The sequence below is a fragment of the Lamprocystis purpurea DSM 4197 genome, from assembly GCF_000379525.1.
Taxonomy (GTDB): Bacteria; Pseudomonadota; Gammaproteobacteria; order Chromatiales; family Chromatiaceae; genus Thiodictyon; species Thiodictyon purpureum.
Genome location: NZ_KB902515.1, coordinates 12,858 through 29,799 on the forward strand (window position 1 = coordinate 12,858; position 16,942 = coordinate 29,799).

12 protein-coding genes are annotated in these 16,942 nt (G+C 63.9%); all 12 read left to right on the forward strand.

What is annotated here, in order from left to right; translation table 11 throughout:
* The first annotated feature begins 104 nt into the window (after positions 1 to 104).
* The 12 genes from A39O_RS0120380 (at position 105) to A39O_RS34405 (ending at position 16,913) form a co-directional block, all read left to right on the forward strand.
* Entirely contained in the window at positions 105 to 1,052 is a 948-nt protein-coding gene (locus A39O_RS0120380; RefSeq protein WP_157640299.1) for a glycosyltransferase family 2 protein, read from the forward strand.
* Between the two features lie 24 nt (positions 1,053 to 1,076).
* Positions 1,077 to 2,813, forward strand: a complete 1,737-nt coding sequence (locus A39O_RS0120385; RefSeq protein ID WP_020506520.1) for a phosphoethanolamine transferase — start codon at positions 1,077 to 1,079, stop codon at positions 2,811 to 2,813.
* 228 nt (positions 2,814 to 3,041) lie between these two features.
* Positions 3,042 to 3,695 (forward strand): P-loop NTPase family protein, encoded by a 654-nt coding sequence (locus A39O_RS0120390; RefSeq protein WP_020506521.1) that lies wholly within the window; start codon positions 3,042 to 3,044, stop codon positions 3,693 to 3,695.
* Positions 3,696 to 3,805: 110 nt separating this feature from the next.
* Entirely contained in the window at positions 3,806 to 4,564 is a 759-nt protein-coding gene (locus tag A39O_RS0120395; RefSeq protein WP_020506522.1) for a hypothetical protein, read from the forward strand.
* Positions 4,554 to 6,674, forward strand: coding sequence for an InlB B-repeat-containing protein (locus tag A39O_RS0120400; RefSeq protein ID WP_020506523.1), 2,121 nt, complete (start codon positions 4,554 to 4,556; stop codon positions 6,672 to 6,674). The genes A39O_RS0120395 and A39O_RS0120400 overlap by 11 nt, the downstream gene beginning before the upstream one ends.
* A gap of 121 nt (positions 6,675 to 6,795) precedes the next feature.
* On the forward strand, positions 6,796 to 7,275 hold the full coding sequence (locus A39O_RS0120405; protein ID WP_020506524.1) for a (2Fe-2S)-binding protein: 480 nt from the start codon (positions 6,796 to 6,798) through the stop codon (positions 7,273 to 7,275).
* Positions 7,276 to 7,287: 12 nt separating this feature from the next.
* Positions 7,288 to 9,504 (forward strand): xanthine dehydrogenase family protein molybdopterin-binding subunit, encoded by a 2,217-nt coding sequence (locus A39O_RS0120410; RefSeq protein ID WP_020506525.1) that lies wholly within the window; start codon positions 7,288 to 7,290, stop codon positions 9,502 to 9,504.
* Between the two features lie 27 nt (positions 9,505 to 9,531).
* On the forward strand, positions 9,532 to 10,548 hold the full coding sequence (locus tag A39O_RS0120415; RefSeq protein ID WP_020506526.1) for an XdhC family protein: 1,017 nt from the start codon (positions 9,532 to 9,534) through the stop codon (positions 10,546 to 10,548).
* Positions 10,549 to 10,590: 42 nt separating this feature from the next.
* A complete protein-coding gene (locus tag A39O_RS0120420) occupies positions 10,591 to 11,211 on the forward strand; it encodes a nucleotidyltransferase family protein (RefSeq protein ID WP_020506527.1) in 621 nt (206 codons plus the stop codon).
* Between the two features lie 94 nt (positions 11,212 to 11,305).
* On the forward strand, positions 11,306 to 12,460 hold the full coding sequence (locus A39O_RS0120425) for an iron-containing alcohol dehydrogenase (RefSeq protein ID WP_020506528.1): 1,155 nt from the start codon (positions 11,306 to 11,308) through the stop codon (positions 12,458 to 12,460).
* A 101-nt stretch (positions 12,461 to 12,561) separates the two neighbouring features.
* Complete coding sequence (locus A39O_RS0120430; RefSeq protein ID WP_020506529.1) at positions 12,562 to 13,824, forward strand: urea ABC transporter substrate-binding protein; 1,263 nt, start codon at positions 12,562 to 12,564, stop codon at positions 13,822 to 13,824.
* Entirely contained in the window at positions 13,821 to 16,913 is a 3,093-nt protein-coding gene (locus tag A39O_RS34405; RefSeq protein WP_245561946.1) for a bifunctional diguanylate cyclase/phosphodiesterase, read from the forward strand. Before A39O_RS0120430 ends, A39O_RS34405 begins: the two co-directional genes overlap by 4 nt.
* The last annotated feature ends 29 nt before the right edge of the window (positions 16,914 to 16,942 follow it).

The following is a 16,942-nucleotide window of genomic DNA, read 5'->3' on the forward strand; positions in this document are numbered from 1 at the left end:
CCGTGAGGCTATCATGCGTACTGACCCCGTGAAGACAACAAGCTGGCTAAGGCACATCGCGTCCGTGATCGCCAATGCCGAGGCAACCGGCAGCCGACCAAATCATGCTCAGCACCAGCGTCGTTATTCCGACTTATCATCGCCCCGCCGAACTTGAAATCGCGTTGCGGTCGATCTTGACACAAACCCGGCTGCCGGACGAGTTGATCATCGTTGACGACGGCGATCTGGCTGAAGTGCCCTTGCTCGATCCGCTGCAGCGCGCCGGCGTCCGCTGCCGACTGGTGCGTAAGGAGCGCCCTGGACTGACCGAATCGCGCAATCTGGCCGTCTCCATCGCCGACGGTGACCTGATCTTCTTCTTCGACGACGATGTCGAACTCTTTCCGGATTATCTGGACGAGGTCGTCCGCGTCTATGCCCAGGATCGGATCGGGCGTATCGGCGGCGTTGGCGGAGTCATCGTCAATCAGAAGCCGTCAAACACCAAACGTCGTCTACGGCAAATCCTGGATCGGCTGTTCCTGGTCTCGGGAAATACCGAGGGCAAGGTGCTGATCTCCGGTTTCTGCGTTGATTACGGCCACACCGGGCAGATCCCCGATGCCGACCGCGATGTCGACTTCCTGGCCGGAGCCGCCTGCTCCTATCGTCGCAGTGTTTTCGACAGCTTGCGTTTCACGCCCGGTTATCGCGATGCCGCCTTCGGTGAGGACAAAGACTTTTCCTACCGGGTCGCGAAACGTTGGCGCCTGGTGCTGGCCGCGAGAGCCAGGCTCGCTCATTTTGAATCACCGACGATGCGCCCGGAGCCGGTTGCCCGCGGGCGCAAATTTATCACCGGCCGGTATCTGTTCTTCCGCGACCTGGTGCATCACACCTGGTGGGACTGGGTGCTGTTCTGGTATGCCTGCTGCGGCTACCTGATCATTAGGCTGCTGATCCTGGCCGCGTCATGGCGCCGCAACGACTGGGACCGCATTCGCGGCGTCGTCCACGGCATCGGCGACATCCTGACCGGACGCCTCCCGCGGCGGGCGCCAAGCGCCTGAGCCGGAGCGATTTCGATCATCGCGATGCGTGCCACGCCACAGCCGCCGACAAGCTGCGACCGACCCGCGCTCCGTTGGGGGCTGGTGCTGTTCGTCCTGCTGTCGAGCCCGAATCTGATCCTGACCTTGAGCGGCGGCGAGAAATCCATCCTCTCGCTTCCGGGTCTGTCGTTCTTCGTCCTGTCTTCAGGACTTGCCGTGCTGCTGGTCGGCCTGTTTCGCCGGCCATGGGTCCTGGTCTTGGCGTGTCTGCCGCTGTTCGCGGTCCTGCCGCTGGAGATCTATTTCATTCGGACCTACCAGTCCCCGTCGACAGTCAACATCATCGCCAGCGCCTTCACCGGCGATCGACATGAGGCCCTACAGTACCTCGGCAGGCAACTCGTTCCGGCGATCCTCGTCATCACAACACTGCTGACGCTCTGGTTCTTGGGTCTGCGCGCCCTCCACCAGAGCCACTGCGCACTGGCACCGCGACTGCGTTTCTCCCTGGTTGCCGTCGGCTGTCTTTCTATCATCGTCATTTTCGGGAAAAATCTTGCCAAGACCGATCTGGACCTTGACGCCTCGCTCGCACAGACCGGCATCAATATCGAACGGACCTTTCCGGTCGGCTTTCTCTTGCGCATTTGGCGTGTCCACGAGGAGCATCAACGTCTCCGACACATCGCGGAGCGGATCGCCGGGTTTCGCTTCGACGCCCGCCGCAGCGGGCAGACCGATGAGGCCGGACTGAATCTGGTCCTGGTCATCGGCGAAGCCTTGCGCCAGTCGTCCTGGTCCCTGGGCGGATATGCCAGGGAGACGGCACCGCGGCTTGGGCGCGAGCCCGGCCTCGTCAACTATACCGACGCCACGGCCGCCGCCTGCCTCACGCGCACCGCGGTGCCGCTGATGATCTCTCGCGCAACGGCGACAGACCCCGATCGTCATCTTGAAGAAAAGACCCTGTTGGGCCTGTTCTCCGAGGCCGGCTACCGGACCTGGTGGCTGTCGAACCAATTCCGGATCGGCATCAACAACACCACTATCTCGGCCCATGCCGTCGAGGCCGATGAGGTCACTTTTTTTAACGACTCGGAGTTGGAGCAGACCCCCTTTGACGACGTGCTCCTTGCCCCCTTGGCACGAGCGCTGACCGAACCGGGACCAACGCATCGTTTCCTGATCCTGCACACCATGGGAAACCACTGGGACTACGGGTATCGTTACCCCGATGCGTTCGACCACTGGCGACCGTCACTGCGCGGTCTGACCAACTATCATATCGGCGCTCCCGGCATCAAGGCGAACATGATCAATGCGTACGACAACGCAACCCGATTCACCGACCATGTTCTTGCCGAGATCATCGCGCTGCTGAAGGCCACGCGCCGCCCTGGCGTCCTGGTGTTCATGCCCGACCATGGCGAGAATCTGTTCGACGACGCCCGAGGCTTCACCGGACATGCACACGACAGCGCCTGGGAGTTACAGGTTCCACTCGTCTTCTGGGCCACGGACGCCTATCGCGCTCTGTACCCGAACGCCTGGCAGCAGGTGATCGCTCACCGCGATGCCCCGGTCAGCGCCGACAATCTGTTTTATTCGGTGGCCGAACTCGCGCATATCGTGTTCCGCGGTCAGCAGCCGGCGCTCAGTGTCGCCAGCAGCACGTTCCAGCCCGCACCACGCCGCTTTTTGTCGATCACCGGAGCCGCGCTGAGCACCGAAGCGGTACTGCGGCGAGACCGGTCGCCGTTGGTTCCAAAGCGCCAATGAATCGCTTGCTTCCCGGTCTGGGCGACCGACAGCCTGAGATCCCGGCATTCGGATCCGCAGCATCTTCGACCGCGGCCGCCCGCAAATTATTTCAAACGACTATACTGAATCAACATTCGCGACAGTTTCGCCGCGGCATGGAACACCGGCCCTGCCAGGCCGGGGTGCGGAGGTAACGAGCGAGTGCCTCATGGGACCTTGACGCAGTGATCGTGGCTGAATAAATCTATGATTCATATTGAAACGAAGCTTCGGCAAGCGCTTGAACAGATCGCCGAGGTCAAACGAATATTGTGCGCGATCGAGTTTGCTTTACAGAAACAAGAATGCGCAACGCTGTTGATCACCAGTGCCGTGCAGGGTGAAGGAAAGAGCTTGATCGCAGCGGCGCTCGCCGCCACTGCCGCACAGCATGGTAACTATCGCGTGGCAGCACTGGATTTCAATTGGTACCGCCCGGCGCTGCATCGCTGCTTTGATCGTGCACTCCCACACTCACTGAAGGCGCTGTACAGCGCGCCGCTAAGCGAACTCGTTATTTCCTTCGGGCCGAATACGCCGGATCTTCTGACCGCTCCGGAGGATTACGCTGATCAATCCGCCTTGACTGACCAGGCATTTCCGACAATCACTCGACTGATTGGCCAGGCTCAAGACAGCTACAATCTCATCGTCATCGACAGCGCGGCGGTTTTTCCGACAAACAGAATGATGATCGACCCCGTGATGCTCTCCGGTATCGCCACGGGTGTCGTGATGGTCGTGCTATCCGCGGTAACACCGAAGCAGCATGTCAGAAAGGCCCAAAAAATCATGGAAGCCGCTGGCGCGAATATGCTTGGGGTCGTCACCAATCAGCGGATGATATCAGGAAGAAAATAGCACAGGACAACCGCATAGCCAGTCGATCAACAAGCGACAGCGATGAAAAAGGGTAATCGTGCCGGAACATCAGAGTACATCGACCTTTTCAGAAACAACCAGGAATCAACATGGGATTCTACCTGAGACGCTATGGCAACGCACTGCGCGCGTATAAGCCATGGATGTTACTGACCGTGCTTGCGGTTATCCTTTACCTGGGTATTGCCGCACTGACCGATATCACCTATTCCGTGTATCAGGATTTTGAGCCCCACTCGGGAGATATCCCGGTCGCCGCGTCAATGAGCCCAGTCGACACCATCACCATCAACGCCGTCGCGGCGGACCCGGACCTGCTGTTTCTGGAAAACTTCGCGCTGACAACACTACAGAACAAGCTGGAACTGGTGGCAACTCCGCACAGTGGTGCGGACAACAACGCGCTGCGCCGACTCGTGCACACCGCCCTGACCTTATCCGCAACACCTGAGTCCGGATTACGGTTAAGCTATACGGGGAAGGATGTTGCGCTCGGCAGGATACTGGTCGGGTTCTATACTGACAGGCTCTTGAGGCGAATCGACGATGGGTTCGCGCGTGCGCAATCACAACGCGTTCAAACGCCGGGGCCATTCCGCACGGCCGGCGACCTGCTGGTGGTTGCCAAGCGATCCGTCTGGAGCGCCGATCGACTGCGGCCGGCGCTGTTCGTGCTGCTGCTGTCATTCTTGGGCATGGTGGTACTGATCGGACTTTTCGAACTGGCAGACCCGTCATTCAAGTCCGAACGGCAAATCGCACGTTATCTTGGGTTACCGGTGCTTGGTGCGATTCCGGATGCGGAACCGCTGGTGCGGACTCTACCGGATCGGCGGAATGACACGTGAGTTGGCCAAGGTGGCCGTCGACCTCCAAGCCATCATCAAGGTTAAAGGCTCTCTGATGAAAAGCGGTATCGAATCCTATGCATGGGCAGGCGTGTTGGTCCTGCTGGCGGTCATGACTGCACCGGCCGGTGCCGCTCAGTATACTCTGGGCTGGGATCCGGTTGATGATGCGCGTATCACGGGCTATACGATTCATCGTGGCGAGCGATCCCGCGATTACGATCACACGGTCGCGGTCGGCAATCAAACGACGTTCACCCTCACTGACCTCGATCCTGATCGTATTTATTATTTTGCTGTAACGGCAAACAGCGACAATGGCGACGCCTCGGATTTTTCCGACGAAGTCACGTCCGGACAGTTCAGATATGTCCTCGGGATGGGTGCCGATCCGGCGAACAGCGGCCAACTTGAAATCGTCAATATGAATCGGACATTGGAGCAACGTGTCGCGTCCGGATGGTCGGCATACAATGCTTTGAGTGGTGAAACCCGCGTTGCCACCGGCGACATCGATGGCGACGGAAAGGATGAGGTCGTCATCGGTTTTGCTCCGGTCAGTCAATCGGGCATACCGGGCGGCCGCTTTCAGATTCTTGATGACGACTTCTCCCACTTGCTCTGGGGTCAGGTCGACTGGCCGGACTACAACGCCGCGAGCGGCGAAACGCGTCCCGCGGTCGGTGATATCGATGGCGATGGGAAAGACGAGATCATCATCGGGCTCGGGCAAGGTGGAGATGGCAAGATGGCGATCTTTCGTCTGACGGATCGCGCGCTCTCGCCAATCGGCTGGGCCGACATCAACTGGCCGGACTACGGCCAGGCGAACGGTGAAACCTGGCCGGCTCTGGGCGATATCGATGGTGACGGAAGGGATGAACTGGTGATTGGTTTGGGCAGTGGCGGCTTCGGAATCTTTCTGGTCAAGAACGGCTTTGACGCGGCGCGTCTTACGGCTGGAGTCGATCCGTGGCGCGACGAGGTTCAGGGAAACCTGTCATGGGCCGAATACGCGGCTCAGGTGGGTGAAACACGGCCTGCTCTTGGTGATCTCAACGGCGATGGCAATCAGGAGATCGTTATCGGTCTTGGACCAGGCGGCGGAGGCACGATCGAGGTTTTTGATTATGTTCAGTCCGCGGTTGTGCACATGGCATCGGCCGGCGTCCATTGGCCCGATTACAACATCCTGAATGGTGAGACCCGCCCGGTGGTCGGAGACATCGACGGCGATCAGCGCGGAGAGATTCTCGTTGGCCTTGGCGACGGCGGCGGCGGCTATGTCGATCTGTTGGATGATGCGCAGACGCAATTTCTCAATCTCGACAGTTTACGGTCAGGCACGGCCGCCTATCAGGCCGCCAATGGCGGATTCTGGCCGGCCGTCAAACGCGAGCGCAACGCACCGCCCGCGGCGCCTGTCACCTATCTGCTCAGCGTGCTTAAAAATGGCACCGGCAGCGGAATTGTCGGTGGCGGCGGTCGTTATCCTGTCGGCACTCACGTGACACCGACCGCGGCCGCCGGGGACGACTCAAGCTTTGACGGCTGGAGTCCCGGCAGTTGTGGTACGTCGTTCGCGCTCGGCGCTGACGCGACCTGCACCGCGGCCTTCACGTTGCTCCCCAAACACACACTCACCGTCACCCGTAGCGGAAGCGGTGCCGTGACCAGCAGCCCATTTGGAATCGACTGCGGGAGTGATTGCTCGGAAGCTTATGTCAGCGGCACCGCGGTCACCTTGATCCCTGTCCCGGCCGGCACCTATCGGTTTTCCGGCTGGAGCGATGCCTGCACCGGGGCTGGACCCTGTGTGGTCGCGATGAGCGCGGCGAAGAGCGTCAGAGCGACCTTCACGGCGCTGCCGAAATACACACTCACGGTCAAGCGTAGCGGCAGCGGTACGGTGACAAGTGAGCCGGCAGGGATCGCCTGCGGCAGCGATTGCAAGGAGGTTTATATCAGCGGCTCCGCAGTCGCATTGACCCCCACACCGGCGACCGGGTACCTGTTTTCGCACTGGAGCGGCGTCTGCACCGGGACGGGCCCCTGTACCTTGATCCTGTCGGGAAACAAGACGGCGACCGCCTACTTCATTCGCAAATAGGACTACTGACACGCGCTCGCCCCAGCAACGACCGCGCCTGACGAACACCCGCCGGCCTGGGTGTGCTAGGGTTATTCTCGCTTAGCCCCACAACGCTGCGGATACCTGACCCGGAGGCCCCATGCTGACACTGCGAATCAATGGCACCGAGCACCAACTGGACCTGGACCCGGCGATGCCGCTGTTGTGGGCGATCCGCGAGCATGTCGGTCTGACTGGAACCAAGTACGGCTGCGGCATGGCCCAGTGCGGAGCCTGTACCGTGTTTCTGAACGGGGCGCCGGTGCGCTCCTGCTCCACCCCCGTGTCGGTCGCTGCGGGGGGAGAGGTCGTGACGATCGAAGGACTGGTCCAGGGGCTGGGCGCCGGCGCCCTCGGCAAGGTCGGCCAGGCGGTGCGCACCGCGTGGCTGGAGTTGGACGTGGTGCAGTGCGGATTCTGTCAGTCCGGCCAGATCCTCGCCGCCACCGCCCTGCTCGCCGAGAATCCTGACCCGACCGACGCGCAGATCGACGCGGCCATGTCCGGCAACCTCTGCCGCTGTGCCACCTATGCCCGCATCCGCGGCGCCATCCGGCGCGCCGCCGACGCTTTGGTTTAAGGGGGAACGACGATGACAACCACCGACCGCCAGATTGCAGCCATCACCCCCGACACCATCGAGAACGTGGGGCGCCGCACCTTCCTAGAGGCCGGAATCGCGGCCGGCGCCGGGTTGCTGCTAGGACTGCGCATCGGCCCGGCCCCCGCGACCGACACTGACCACGCCGGGGCGGCTCCGGCCGCGGCGGCAACCTTTGCGCCCAACGCCTTCGTACGCATCGGCACGGATGACACCGTGACCGTCATCGTCAAACACCTGGAGATGGGCCAGGGCACCTTTACCGGACTGCCGACCCTGGTGGCCGAGGAACTGGACGCGGCCTGGGACCAAATCCGGGCGGAGGGCGCCCCGGCCGACGCGGCGCGCTACAACAATCTCCTCTGGGGCAGCGCCCAGGGGACCGGCGGCAGTACCGCCCTCGCCAACTCGTACGAGCAACTGCGCAAGGCCGGTGCTGCCGCACGCCAGATGCTGGTCGCCGCGGCGGCGCAACGCTGGCAGGTCCCGGCCGCCGACATTCAGGTCAAGGACGGTGTGGTCAGCCATCATGCCGGCCACAGTGCGCGCTTCGGCGAATTGGCAGAGGCGGCGGCCAGACTGACGGTGCCCGCGCAGATCCGGCTCAAGGACCCGGCTCAGTTCAAGCTCATCGGCAAACCGGGGCTGCACCGCACGGACGGACCGTCCAAGACGGATGGCAGCGCCCTGTTCACCCAGGATGTGCGCCTGCCCGGTCTGCTGACCGCGCTGGTGGTGCACCCGCCCCGCTTCGGCGCCCGGGTCAAGCGCATCCATGACACCGAGGCCCGCGCCATTCCGGGAGTCGAGCGGATCGCCGGGATCCCGAGCGGAGTGGCGATCATCGCCCGCGATTTCTGGACGGCTCGACGCGCCCAGGACGCCCTGCGGGTGGATTGGGACGAAACCGACGCCATGACCGAGGGCACCGCCGAGATCCTGGCGCGCTATCGGGAATTGGCCAAGTCCCCCGGCGCCATCGCCCGCCGGGACGGCGATGTGGACGCCGCGCTCGCCGGTGCCGCCCAAGTCATCGAGGCCGAGTACAGCGTTCCCTATCTGGCCCATGCCGCCATGGAGCCGATGAACTGCGTGATCGAGCCCACGGACCAGGGCATCCGGGTCTGGAACGGCGAGCAGTTTCAGACGGGCGATCAGGCAGCCCTGGCCAAGGTCTTTGAACTCGCCCCCGAGCAGGTCGAGATCCGCATGTTGTTCGCGGGCGGGTCCTTCGGCCGACGCGCCAACCCGGCATCGGACTATCTGATCGAAGCGGCGCACTGTTACCAGGCCCTGCGTGCCCGACTGCCGGTCAAACTCCAGTGGACTCGCGAGGACGACATGCGCGCCGGCTGGTACCGGCCGCTGTATCTGCATCGCATCCGCGCGGGGATCGACCCCAAGGGCCGGCCGGTCGGCTGGGATCAGCGCATCGTGGGTCAGTCCATCATCGCCGGGACGGCCTTCGAGCCCATGCTGATCACGGACCAGGTGGACCAGACCTCCGTGGAGGGCGCCGCCAACCTCCCGTATACCGTTCCAAACTTCAGGCTGGACCTGCACTCACCGCGGCTGCCGGTCCCGGTCCAGTGGTGGCGCTCAGTCGGGTCCTCCCATACCGCCTTTGCCGGGGAGTGCATGATCGACGAGCTGGCCACGGCGGCCGGCCAGGACCCGGTCGCCTATCGCCTGCGCCTGCTGAAGAACCATCCACGCCACCTGGGGGTGCTGAAACTTGCCGCAGAGAAAGCCGGCTGGGGCCAGCCACTGCCCAAGGGCCGCGGACGCGGGGTCGCGGTCCATGAATCCTTTGGGACCACGGTCGCACAGGTGGCCGAGGTCACGGTGCGCAAGGGTGGTCAGTTCCGGGTGGACCGGGTGGTGATCGCGGTGGACTGCGGCCTCGCCGTCAATCCGGACGTGATCCGCGCCCAGATGGAAGGCGGCATGGGCTTCGGACTCTCCGCCGCCCTGCTCGGCGAGATCCGCATCGAGCACGGCGCCGTGGTCCAGTCGAATTTCCACGACTATCAGGTGCTGCGCATCGACCGGATGCCGGAGGTGGAAGTCCACATCGTCGCCTCGGCACAACCGCCGACCGGGGTCGGCGAACCGGCGACACCGGTCATCGCCCCGGCGGTGGCCAATGCACTCTTCGCGGTCACCGGCCAGCGGCTGCGCAGCCTGCCCCTGCGCTTGTCCCCGTAGGGTCCGCTCCGCGGACCGACAACCGCCATGACCGCTGCACCCGATGATCTCCTAGAGCATATCGCCACCTGGCACGCTCAGGGAAAACGCGTCGCCCTGGCAACCCTGGTGCGCGGCGGGTCCTCATTACGCCCGATCGGCAGCCAACTGGCGGTGGCTGACGACGGCACCTTTCACGGTTCGATCTCCGGCGGCTGTATCGAGGGTGCGGTCATCGCGCAGGCATTGGCGTCGATCGCCGACGGACAACCGCGCCGGCGTGACTTCGTCATCGGCGACCCCGACCCCGCGGCGGCCGGGCTCGCCTGCGGCGGACGGGTTCAGGTCTGCATCGTGCGGATCGACCCGACCGGCGCGTTCGAACACCTGCTCGCCGCGCACCGGGCGCGGCGTCCCGCGGCACTGGTCACGCGCCTGACCGACGGCGCCATGGCGATGGTCGACGTTGACACCCTGGATGGCGACCTACCGCTGGCCCCGCCGCTCCTCGACCGGGTGCACGAGCACATCGCGGCGGAGCACAGCAGCTTGCTGGAAACCGACCCGGCACTGTTCGTATGGGTCACTGCCCCCATGCCGCGACTGCTCCTCGTCGGCGCCGTGCACATCGCTCAGATACTCGCACCCATGGCCCGACTCGCGGGCTTCGCGGTGATCGTGATCGACCCGCGCCCGGCCTTTGCCGACCCGGCACGCTTCCCCGGGATCGCGCTCATCACCGACGCGCCGGACACCGCCCTGCTGCACCTGGCGCCAGACCCACGCACGGCGGTCGTCGTCCTGGCGCACGATCCGCGGCTGGATGACCCCGCACTCACGGCGGCGCTCGCCAGCCCCGCCTTCTATATCGGCGCGCTGGGGAGCCGCCGCACCCAGCACCAGCGGCTGGAACGACTGCGCAGGGCCGGACTGGCGACACAGACACAGCGCATCCACGGACCGGTCGGACTCGACCTGGGCGGCCGGGCACCAGCCGAGATTGCGGTCGCTATTCTGGCTGAGATCATCCAGACCCGTTATCCAGGCAGCAGCGGTCGGCGCTGACGGCTCTTCCCAGGACGAATACAGATCAACGCGGCGACATCAATGAACCTCGATCAGGCGCACCGGATCGCGGCACTGGTCTTGGCCGCCGGAGCCTCCTCGCGGATGGGTGGACAGCACAAGCTGCTGCGCCTCATCGATGGAATACCCATGGTGCAGCATGCCGTGGCGGCGGCCCTGGGCTCGCGCTGCGCCCAGGTGCTGGTGGTGACCGGCGGCGAGGCCGCGGCGGTCGAGGCCGCGCTGGTCGGCGCGCCGGTGTCGATCGTGCGCAATACGGAGTATGAATACGGTATGTCGACCTCCCTGCATCGCGGCCTGGCCGCGCTGCCGTCGGACACCGCGGCGGCCGTCATCCTGCTTGCGGACATGCCGCGGGTCAGGGCCGCACACATCGACCGGATCATCGCCGCCTTCGACCCCGATCACCCCGCGATCGTCGTCCCGACCCACGGCGGCCGTCGCGGTCATCCGGTGCTCTGGCCGTGCGGCCACTTCGCGGCGCTGCGTCGGATCGTCGGCGACACCGGCGGGCGAACGCTGCTCGGCGCGCTGCGCGACAACCTGATCACGGTCGCCTTCGACACGGATGCGGTACTCACCGACGTCGATACCCCCGCCGATCTGGCGGAACTGAGTTCACAACGGAAGCAGTTGTGCTGAAAAGTCTGGAACTGTCGACGGGTGCGCGCTTCGCGTCGCCCCTTCCACTGAAGCGCAATGGTTTCATCTGCTTTTTCATCTTCACGGAGTTCCAATGCAAAATTTCACGTTCCACAACCCCACCCGCATCCTCTTCGGCTCCGGGCAGATCGCCGCGATTCACCAGGAGATCCCCAGCGGTGCGCGGGTGCTCATGACCTATGGCGGGGGCAGTGTTGTGAAGACCGGCACCTTGGCCGAGGTCAAGGCAGCGCTCACCGACTTCACCCTCCTGGAATTCGGCGGCATCGAGCCCAACCCGACCTATGAAACCCTGATGCAGGCCGTCGCGCTCGCGCGCCGGGAACAGGTCGACTTCCTGCTCGCCGTCGGCGGGGGCTCGGTGATCGACGGGACCAAGTTCATCGCCGCGGCGATTCCATTCGCCGGGGAGCCCTGGGACATTCTCGCCAAGCAGGCGCCCATCACCGCCGCCGTTCCCTTCGGCAGCGTGCTGACACTGCCGGCAACCGGCTCGGAGATGAACAGCTTCTCGGTCATCACCCGCGCCGCCACCCAGGACAAACTGGGTTTCGGAAATCCGCTGGTCTTCCCGCGTTTCTCGGTGCTGGATCCGACCAAGACCTACACGCTGCCGCCGCGGCAGGTCGCCAACGGCGTCATCGACGCTTTCGTACACATAGCAGAGCAGTACCTGACCTATCCGGACGATGCCAAGGTGCAGGATCGATTCGCCGAAGGCTTGCTGCTCACACTCATCGAGGACGGGCCCAAGGCGTTGGCCGAGGCCGACAATTACGCGGTACGCGCCAATCTCATGTGGACCGCGACCTTAGCCCTGAATGGACTGATCGGCGCCGGCGTGCCGCAGGACTGGGCGACCCACATGCTCGGTCACGAGATCACCGCCCTACACGGCCTCGACCATGCGCAAACGCTGGCCATCGTCTTGCCGGCCATGTTGCAGATCAGGCGCCGCGACAAGCGCGAGAAGCTCCTGCAGTATGCTGCACGCATCTGGGACCTCCATGACGGGGATGAGGACGCGCGCATCGATACCGCGATCCGCCGGACCCGCGACTTCTTCGAATCACTGCAGGTCCCGACCCGGCTCTCCAGTTACGGCATCGGCCCGGAGGCGATCACGCCACTGGTGCGGGCACTCGAACGCCACGGCATGACGGCGCTCGGTGAGCGGCAAAACGTCGATCTGGAGCAGTCACGACAGGTCCTGGCGTTGGCCTGCTAAGACCGGATCAACAACGCGTTCGCCAGGGACGGACATGGCGGCGGAGATCCCCGGTCTGGGATCAAAGCCCCAAATTTTGATCCAAGATCGGCGGTATCCTCATGGCCTCCTCCCCCGTCCGCCTGGCACTGTTACTGGTGACCCTGGTCATTCTGACGATTGGCTTGCTCAGCCTGCGACCGACGGCGGTCGAACCAATCCGCATCGGAGCGGTACATGCCTTGTCCGGCGTCATGGCCGAGAGCGAACGCGGACTGGTCGATGCGGTGCAGCTTGCCGTGGATGAGATCAACCGGGACGGCGGACTGCTGGAGCGACACGTGGAACTGATGGTTGCCGACAGCCGCTCGGATTGGACGGTGGCCGCGAACCAAGTCGAGCGGTTGATCCTGAAAGACGGTGTCAGTGCCCTATTCGGCTGCTGGACCTCGGCCTGCCGCCAGGCCGTCCGACCGGTAGTGGAAAAACACCATCACCTGCTGTTTTACCCGCTGCAATATGAGGGTCTGGAACAGTCGCCCAACATTGTTTACATGGGTTCGGCGCCCAACCAGCAGATCATCCCGGGCGCCCGCTGGGCGCTGGACCACTTCGGGCGCCGAATCTATCTGGTGGGTTCCGATTACGTCTTCCCGCGGACCGCCAACCAACTGATTCGCGACCTGGTCATTGCCGCGGATGGCGAAATTATCGCCGAACGCTATGTCCCGTTGGATGCGACCGCGTTCGCCGATATCGCCGCGGACATCCGCCGCCAGGCGCCGGACGCGGTACTGAACACCCTGAACGGTACGGCCAACCGACATTTTTTCGCCGCCTTGGCCGCCGCGGGGGCCGACGCGCTGCCGGTGGTTTCGTTCAGCATGGCCGAGCCGGAACTTCAGTCGATGCGGACCGCGCACGTCCACGCCGCGCATTACGCGGTCTGGGGCTATTTCCAGAGCCTGCCGCACGCGGCCAATCAGCGCTTCGTTGCCGATTTCAGACAGCGCTTCGGCCCCGAACGCGTCATCAGCGATCCGGTCGTGACCAGTTATGATGCCGTCAGACTCTGGGCCGCCGCGGTCCGCGCGGCCGGGACGCCCGATCCGGCACAGATCAATCGCTCCATCGGGCGCATGGGTGTGGATGGCCCGTCCGGCATCGTCGCGGTGGACGCCGCCACCCGTCACCTGTGGCGGCGGGTTTATGTGGGGCGGGCCCGGGCAGACGGGCAGTTCGAGGTCACCGAGATCTCCGAGGCACCCGTCCGCCCGGTGCCCTTTCCGCCCTACCGCGGCCGCGACGAATGGCTCGAACTGGTTCGTACACTGCTGACCGCGACAGATTCGCACCATCCCAAGGAAGCCGGGGAGGAGTGGTGAAACCGCTCAGCCTGCGGCTGCGTCTCGCCCTTGGCTTCCTGATCGTCGCCCTGCTCCCGCTGGCTGGTTTAGCCTGGTTTTACCTGTATACCTTTGAGCGTTCGCTCACCGCCGCGGCGTTGCAGAACATCGCCTCGATTGCCGACAAAAAATCCGACCAGATCAACAGTTACATCAGCGAACGCCTGGCCGATGCGCGCTCATTCGCCGGCCAGGATCAGATGCGCGCGGCCTTGCCGGCGCTCGCCGCGGACTTTCGCCGCGGCGGCCTCAGCGCAACCCGTGACACGGCCGCGCACTACCGCGTGCCATTCGCGACACTGAGCGAACAAGGCGAATATCATGATGTGCTGCTGATCGATGACCAGGGCAATGTCGTCTTCTCGCTGCGCGCCGAGGCCGATCTGGGTACCAACCTGCTGGATGGTCCTTATCGCAAGAGCGGGCTGGCCGCCGGCTTCCGCCAGGCCATGACCTTTCTGCACATCGATCTGAGCCGATTCGCACCCTACCCGCCGTCCAACAATGCGATTGCCGCCTTCATCGTCGCACCGCTGCTGGACCATGGCCGACCGATTGGCGCCTTGGCGCTCCAGGTCAATCTGGCCACCCTGATGCCGGTGGTGGCGGATCGCACGGGGCTCGGCCGCACCGGCGAAACGGTCCTGGCGGTGCAAGATGGGCACGGTGTCCGCTACACCATCCCGCTGGCGCGGATGCCAGGTGCGCCGTTCACCAACGTGATCCCGCTCGCGCAGGCCGCCGAACCCATGCGCCGAGCACTGACCGGAAATCAAGGTCGGGGGATGGTGCACGACTATGCCGGTCGCGAGGTCGCCGCCAGTTGGCACTATTTGCCGGCCCTGGGCTGGGGGATGGTGGTCAAAATCGACACCGACGAGGTGCTGGCGCCCTTGCACGCCACCCAACGGACGATCGTGCTGGGATTCGCGTTCTTCGTGCTGCTGTCGGCCGGCGCCGCCCATAGTCTCGGGCGTCGCTTCATGCGCACCGAGACCGCGCTCGGCCGGTCGCTTGAGCAGTTGCGCGATGCGCAACGCATCGCGCGGCTCGGCAGTTGGCGGCTCAACCTCAAGACCCGCCGACTGGATTGGTCGGACGAGGCCTTCCGTATCTTCGAACTGGACCCGACCCGCTTCGGCGCCAATTACCAGACCTTTCTCGAGGCCGTCCATCCGGATGACCGGGAACGCGTCGACCAGGCGTACCAAGCCTCGCTCACCAGCCGGAAACCTTATGCGATCTCCCATCGCCTGCTGTTTGCCGATGGTCGGATCAAGCATGTCCATGAGCACGGCGAAACCCTCTATGCTCCGGACGGCACCCCACGGGTCTCGCGCGGCACGGTACAGGACATCACCGAACTGCGCCGCGCCGAGGACGCCTTACAGCTCTATGCCAACATTTTCGAGCACAGCGGCGAGGCGATTCTGGTCACCGACCACGACAACCGCATCATTGCCATCAATCCGGCCTTCTCCCGGCAGACCGGCTATCGCCTGGAAGATGTCGCCGGAAAAAACCCCAGTCTGCTCTCGTCCGGCCGCACCCCGCCCGACACCTACGAGAACATGTGGACCGCACTCGCCGAGAGCGGCTATTGGCAGGGTGAACTCTGGGATCGTGACCGTCACGATGAAATCTATCCAAAATGGGCGGCCATCTCGGCGATCCGCGACGAGCACGGCGCGGTCACCCACTATATCGCCAGCTTCACCGACATCAGCGAGCGCAAGGCCGCCGAGGAACGGATCGAGCACCTCGCGCACCACGACAGTCTCACTGGCCTCGTCAATCGCTACAATCTGGAAATCCGCCTGTCGCAAGCGCTGCTCTCGGCCCACCGCGAAGGCACCATGCTTGCGGTGTTGTTCATCGACCTCGACCGCTTCAAAGTGATCAACGACACGCTGGGCCACCAGATCGGCGATCTGCTGCTGGTCGAGGTGGCACGCCGCCTGAAACTCTGTGTGCGGGAGAGTGACATCGTCGCCCGCCAGGGCGGTGACGAGTTCGTCGTCGTGCTGACCGGCCTGGAGAGCCCGGAAGGCGCCTCACCACTGGCCGCCAAGATCCTTCACGATCTCAACGCGCCCTATCACATCAACGGCGATCGGCTCTACACCAGTCCGAGTATCGGGATCAGCATCTATCCGAACGACGGCACGGACGCCGGTATCCTGATGAAGAACGCCGACACCGCGATGTATCACGCCAAGGAACAGGGACGTAACAACCTGCAATATTTCACCGCCGCGCTCAACGCCGCGGCCGGTGAACGCCTGTTGCTGGAGCGCGAATTGCGGATCGCCATTGAGGAGGAACAATTCGAACTGCACTATCAGCCGCAAATGGCGGCCCAGTCCGACCGCGGCGCCCGGCCCTGCGCCATGGAGGCGCTGATCCGCTGGCGGCATCCGCGACGCGGTCTGGTCCAACCAGCCAAATTCATCCCCATCGCTGAAGAAACCGGATTGATCCAAACTATCGGGGACTGGGTACTGGACGAGGCGTGCCGCCGTTTCGCGCGGTGGAAGGCGGCTGATATCGGCCCCAGCCGCGTCGCGGTGAACGTATCGGCCCAACAGTTGAGCGACCCCGCCCTGGTCACCAAGGTGGCTGCCGTGCTGCAACGCTATGGCCTGCGGGACAACGAACTGGAGCTTGAAATCACCGAATCGGTAGCGATGAGCGATCCGGTCAGCGCCGGCAAGACGCTGCAAGCCTTGCGCAGCCTCGGAGTGACGCTGGCAATCGACGATTTCGGCACCGGCTACTCATCGCTGGCCTACCTGAAGCGCCTGCCGATCCAGGTGCTGAAACTCGACCGTGAGTTCGTGCGCGACATCGAAAGCGACGAGAACGACGCCGCGATCAGCGCCGCGACCCTCGCCCTGGCCCATGGTCTGGGTCTGATCGTGGTCGCCGAGGGCATCGAAACGGAAGGCCAGAGCCGGTTCCTGAAGGCGCATGGCTGTGACCTCTTGCAGGGGTATCTTTACGGCAGGCCGGCGCCCGCCGAAACCTGGACCGCGCGCTGGAGCCTGGACTGCAACAAGACCACTTAAGCGATTTATTGTTACCCTCTCGACGAGCG

Bases quoted from the DNA above. Each gene is read 5' to 3' on its own strand.
- A39O_RS0120380 (WP_157640299.1), top strand. From the start codon at position 105: ATGCTCAGCACCAGCGTCGTTATTCCGACTTATCATCGCCCCGCCGAA.
- A39O_RS0120385 (WP_020506520.1), top strand. From the start codon at position 1,077: ATGCGTGCCACGCCACAGCCGCCGACAAGCTGCGACCGACCCGCGCTC.
- A39O_RS0120390 (WP_020506521.1), top strand. From the start codon at position 3,042: ATGATTCATATTGAAACGAAGCTTCGGCAAGCGCTTGAACAGATCGCC.
- A39O_RS0120395 (WP_020506522.1), top strand. From the start codon at position 3,806: ATGGGATTCTACCTGAGACGCTATGGCAACGCACTGCGCGCGTATAAG.
- A39O_RS0120400 (WP_020506523.1), top strand. From the start codon at position 4,554: ATGACACGTGAGTTGGCCAAGGTGGCCGTCGACCTCCAAGCCATCATC.
- A39O_RS0120405 (WP_020506524.1), top strand. From the start codon at position 6,796: ATGCTGACACTGCGAATCAATGGCACCGAGCACCAACTGGACCTGGAC.
- A39O_RS0120410 (WP_020506525.1), top strand. From the start codon at position 7,288: ATGACAACCACCGACCGCCAGATTGCAGCCATCACCCCCGACACCATC.
- A39O_RS0120415 (WP_020506526.1), top strand. From the start codon at position 9,532: ATGACCGCTGCACCCGATGATCTCCTAGAGCATATCGCCACCTGGCAC.
- A39O_RS0120420 (WP_020506527.1), top strand. From the start codon at position 10,591: ATGAACCTCGATCAGGCGCACCGGATCGCGGCACTGGTCTTGGCCGCC.
- A39O_RS0120425 (WP_020506528.1), top strand. From the start codon at position 11,306: ATGCAAAATTTCACGTTCCACAACCCCACCCGCATCCTCTTCGGCTCC.
- A39O_RS0120430 (WP_020506529.1), top strand. From the start codon at position 12,562: ATGGCCTCCTCCCCCGTCCGCCTGGCACTGTTACTGGTGACCCTGGTC.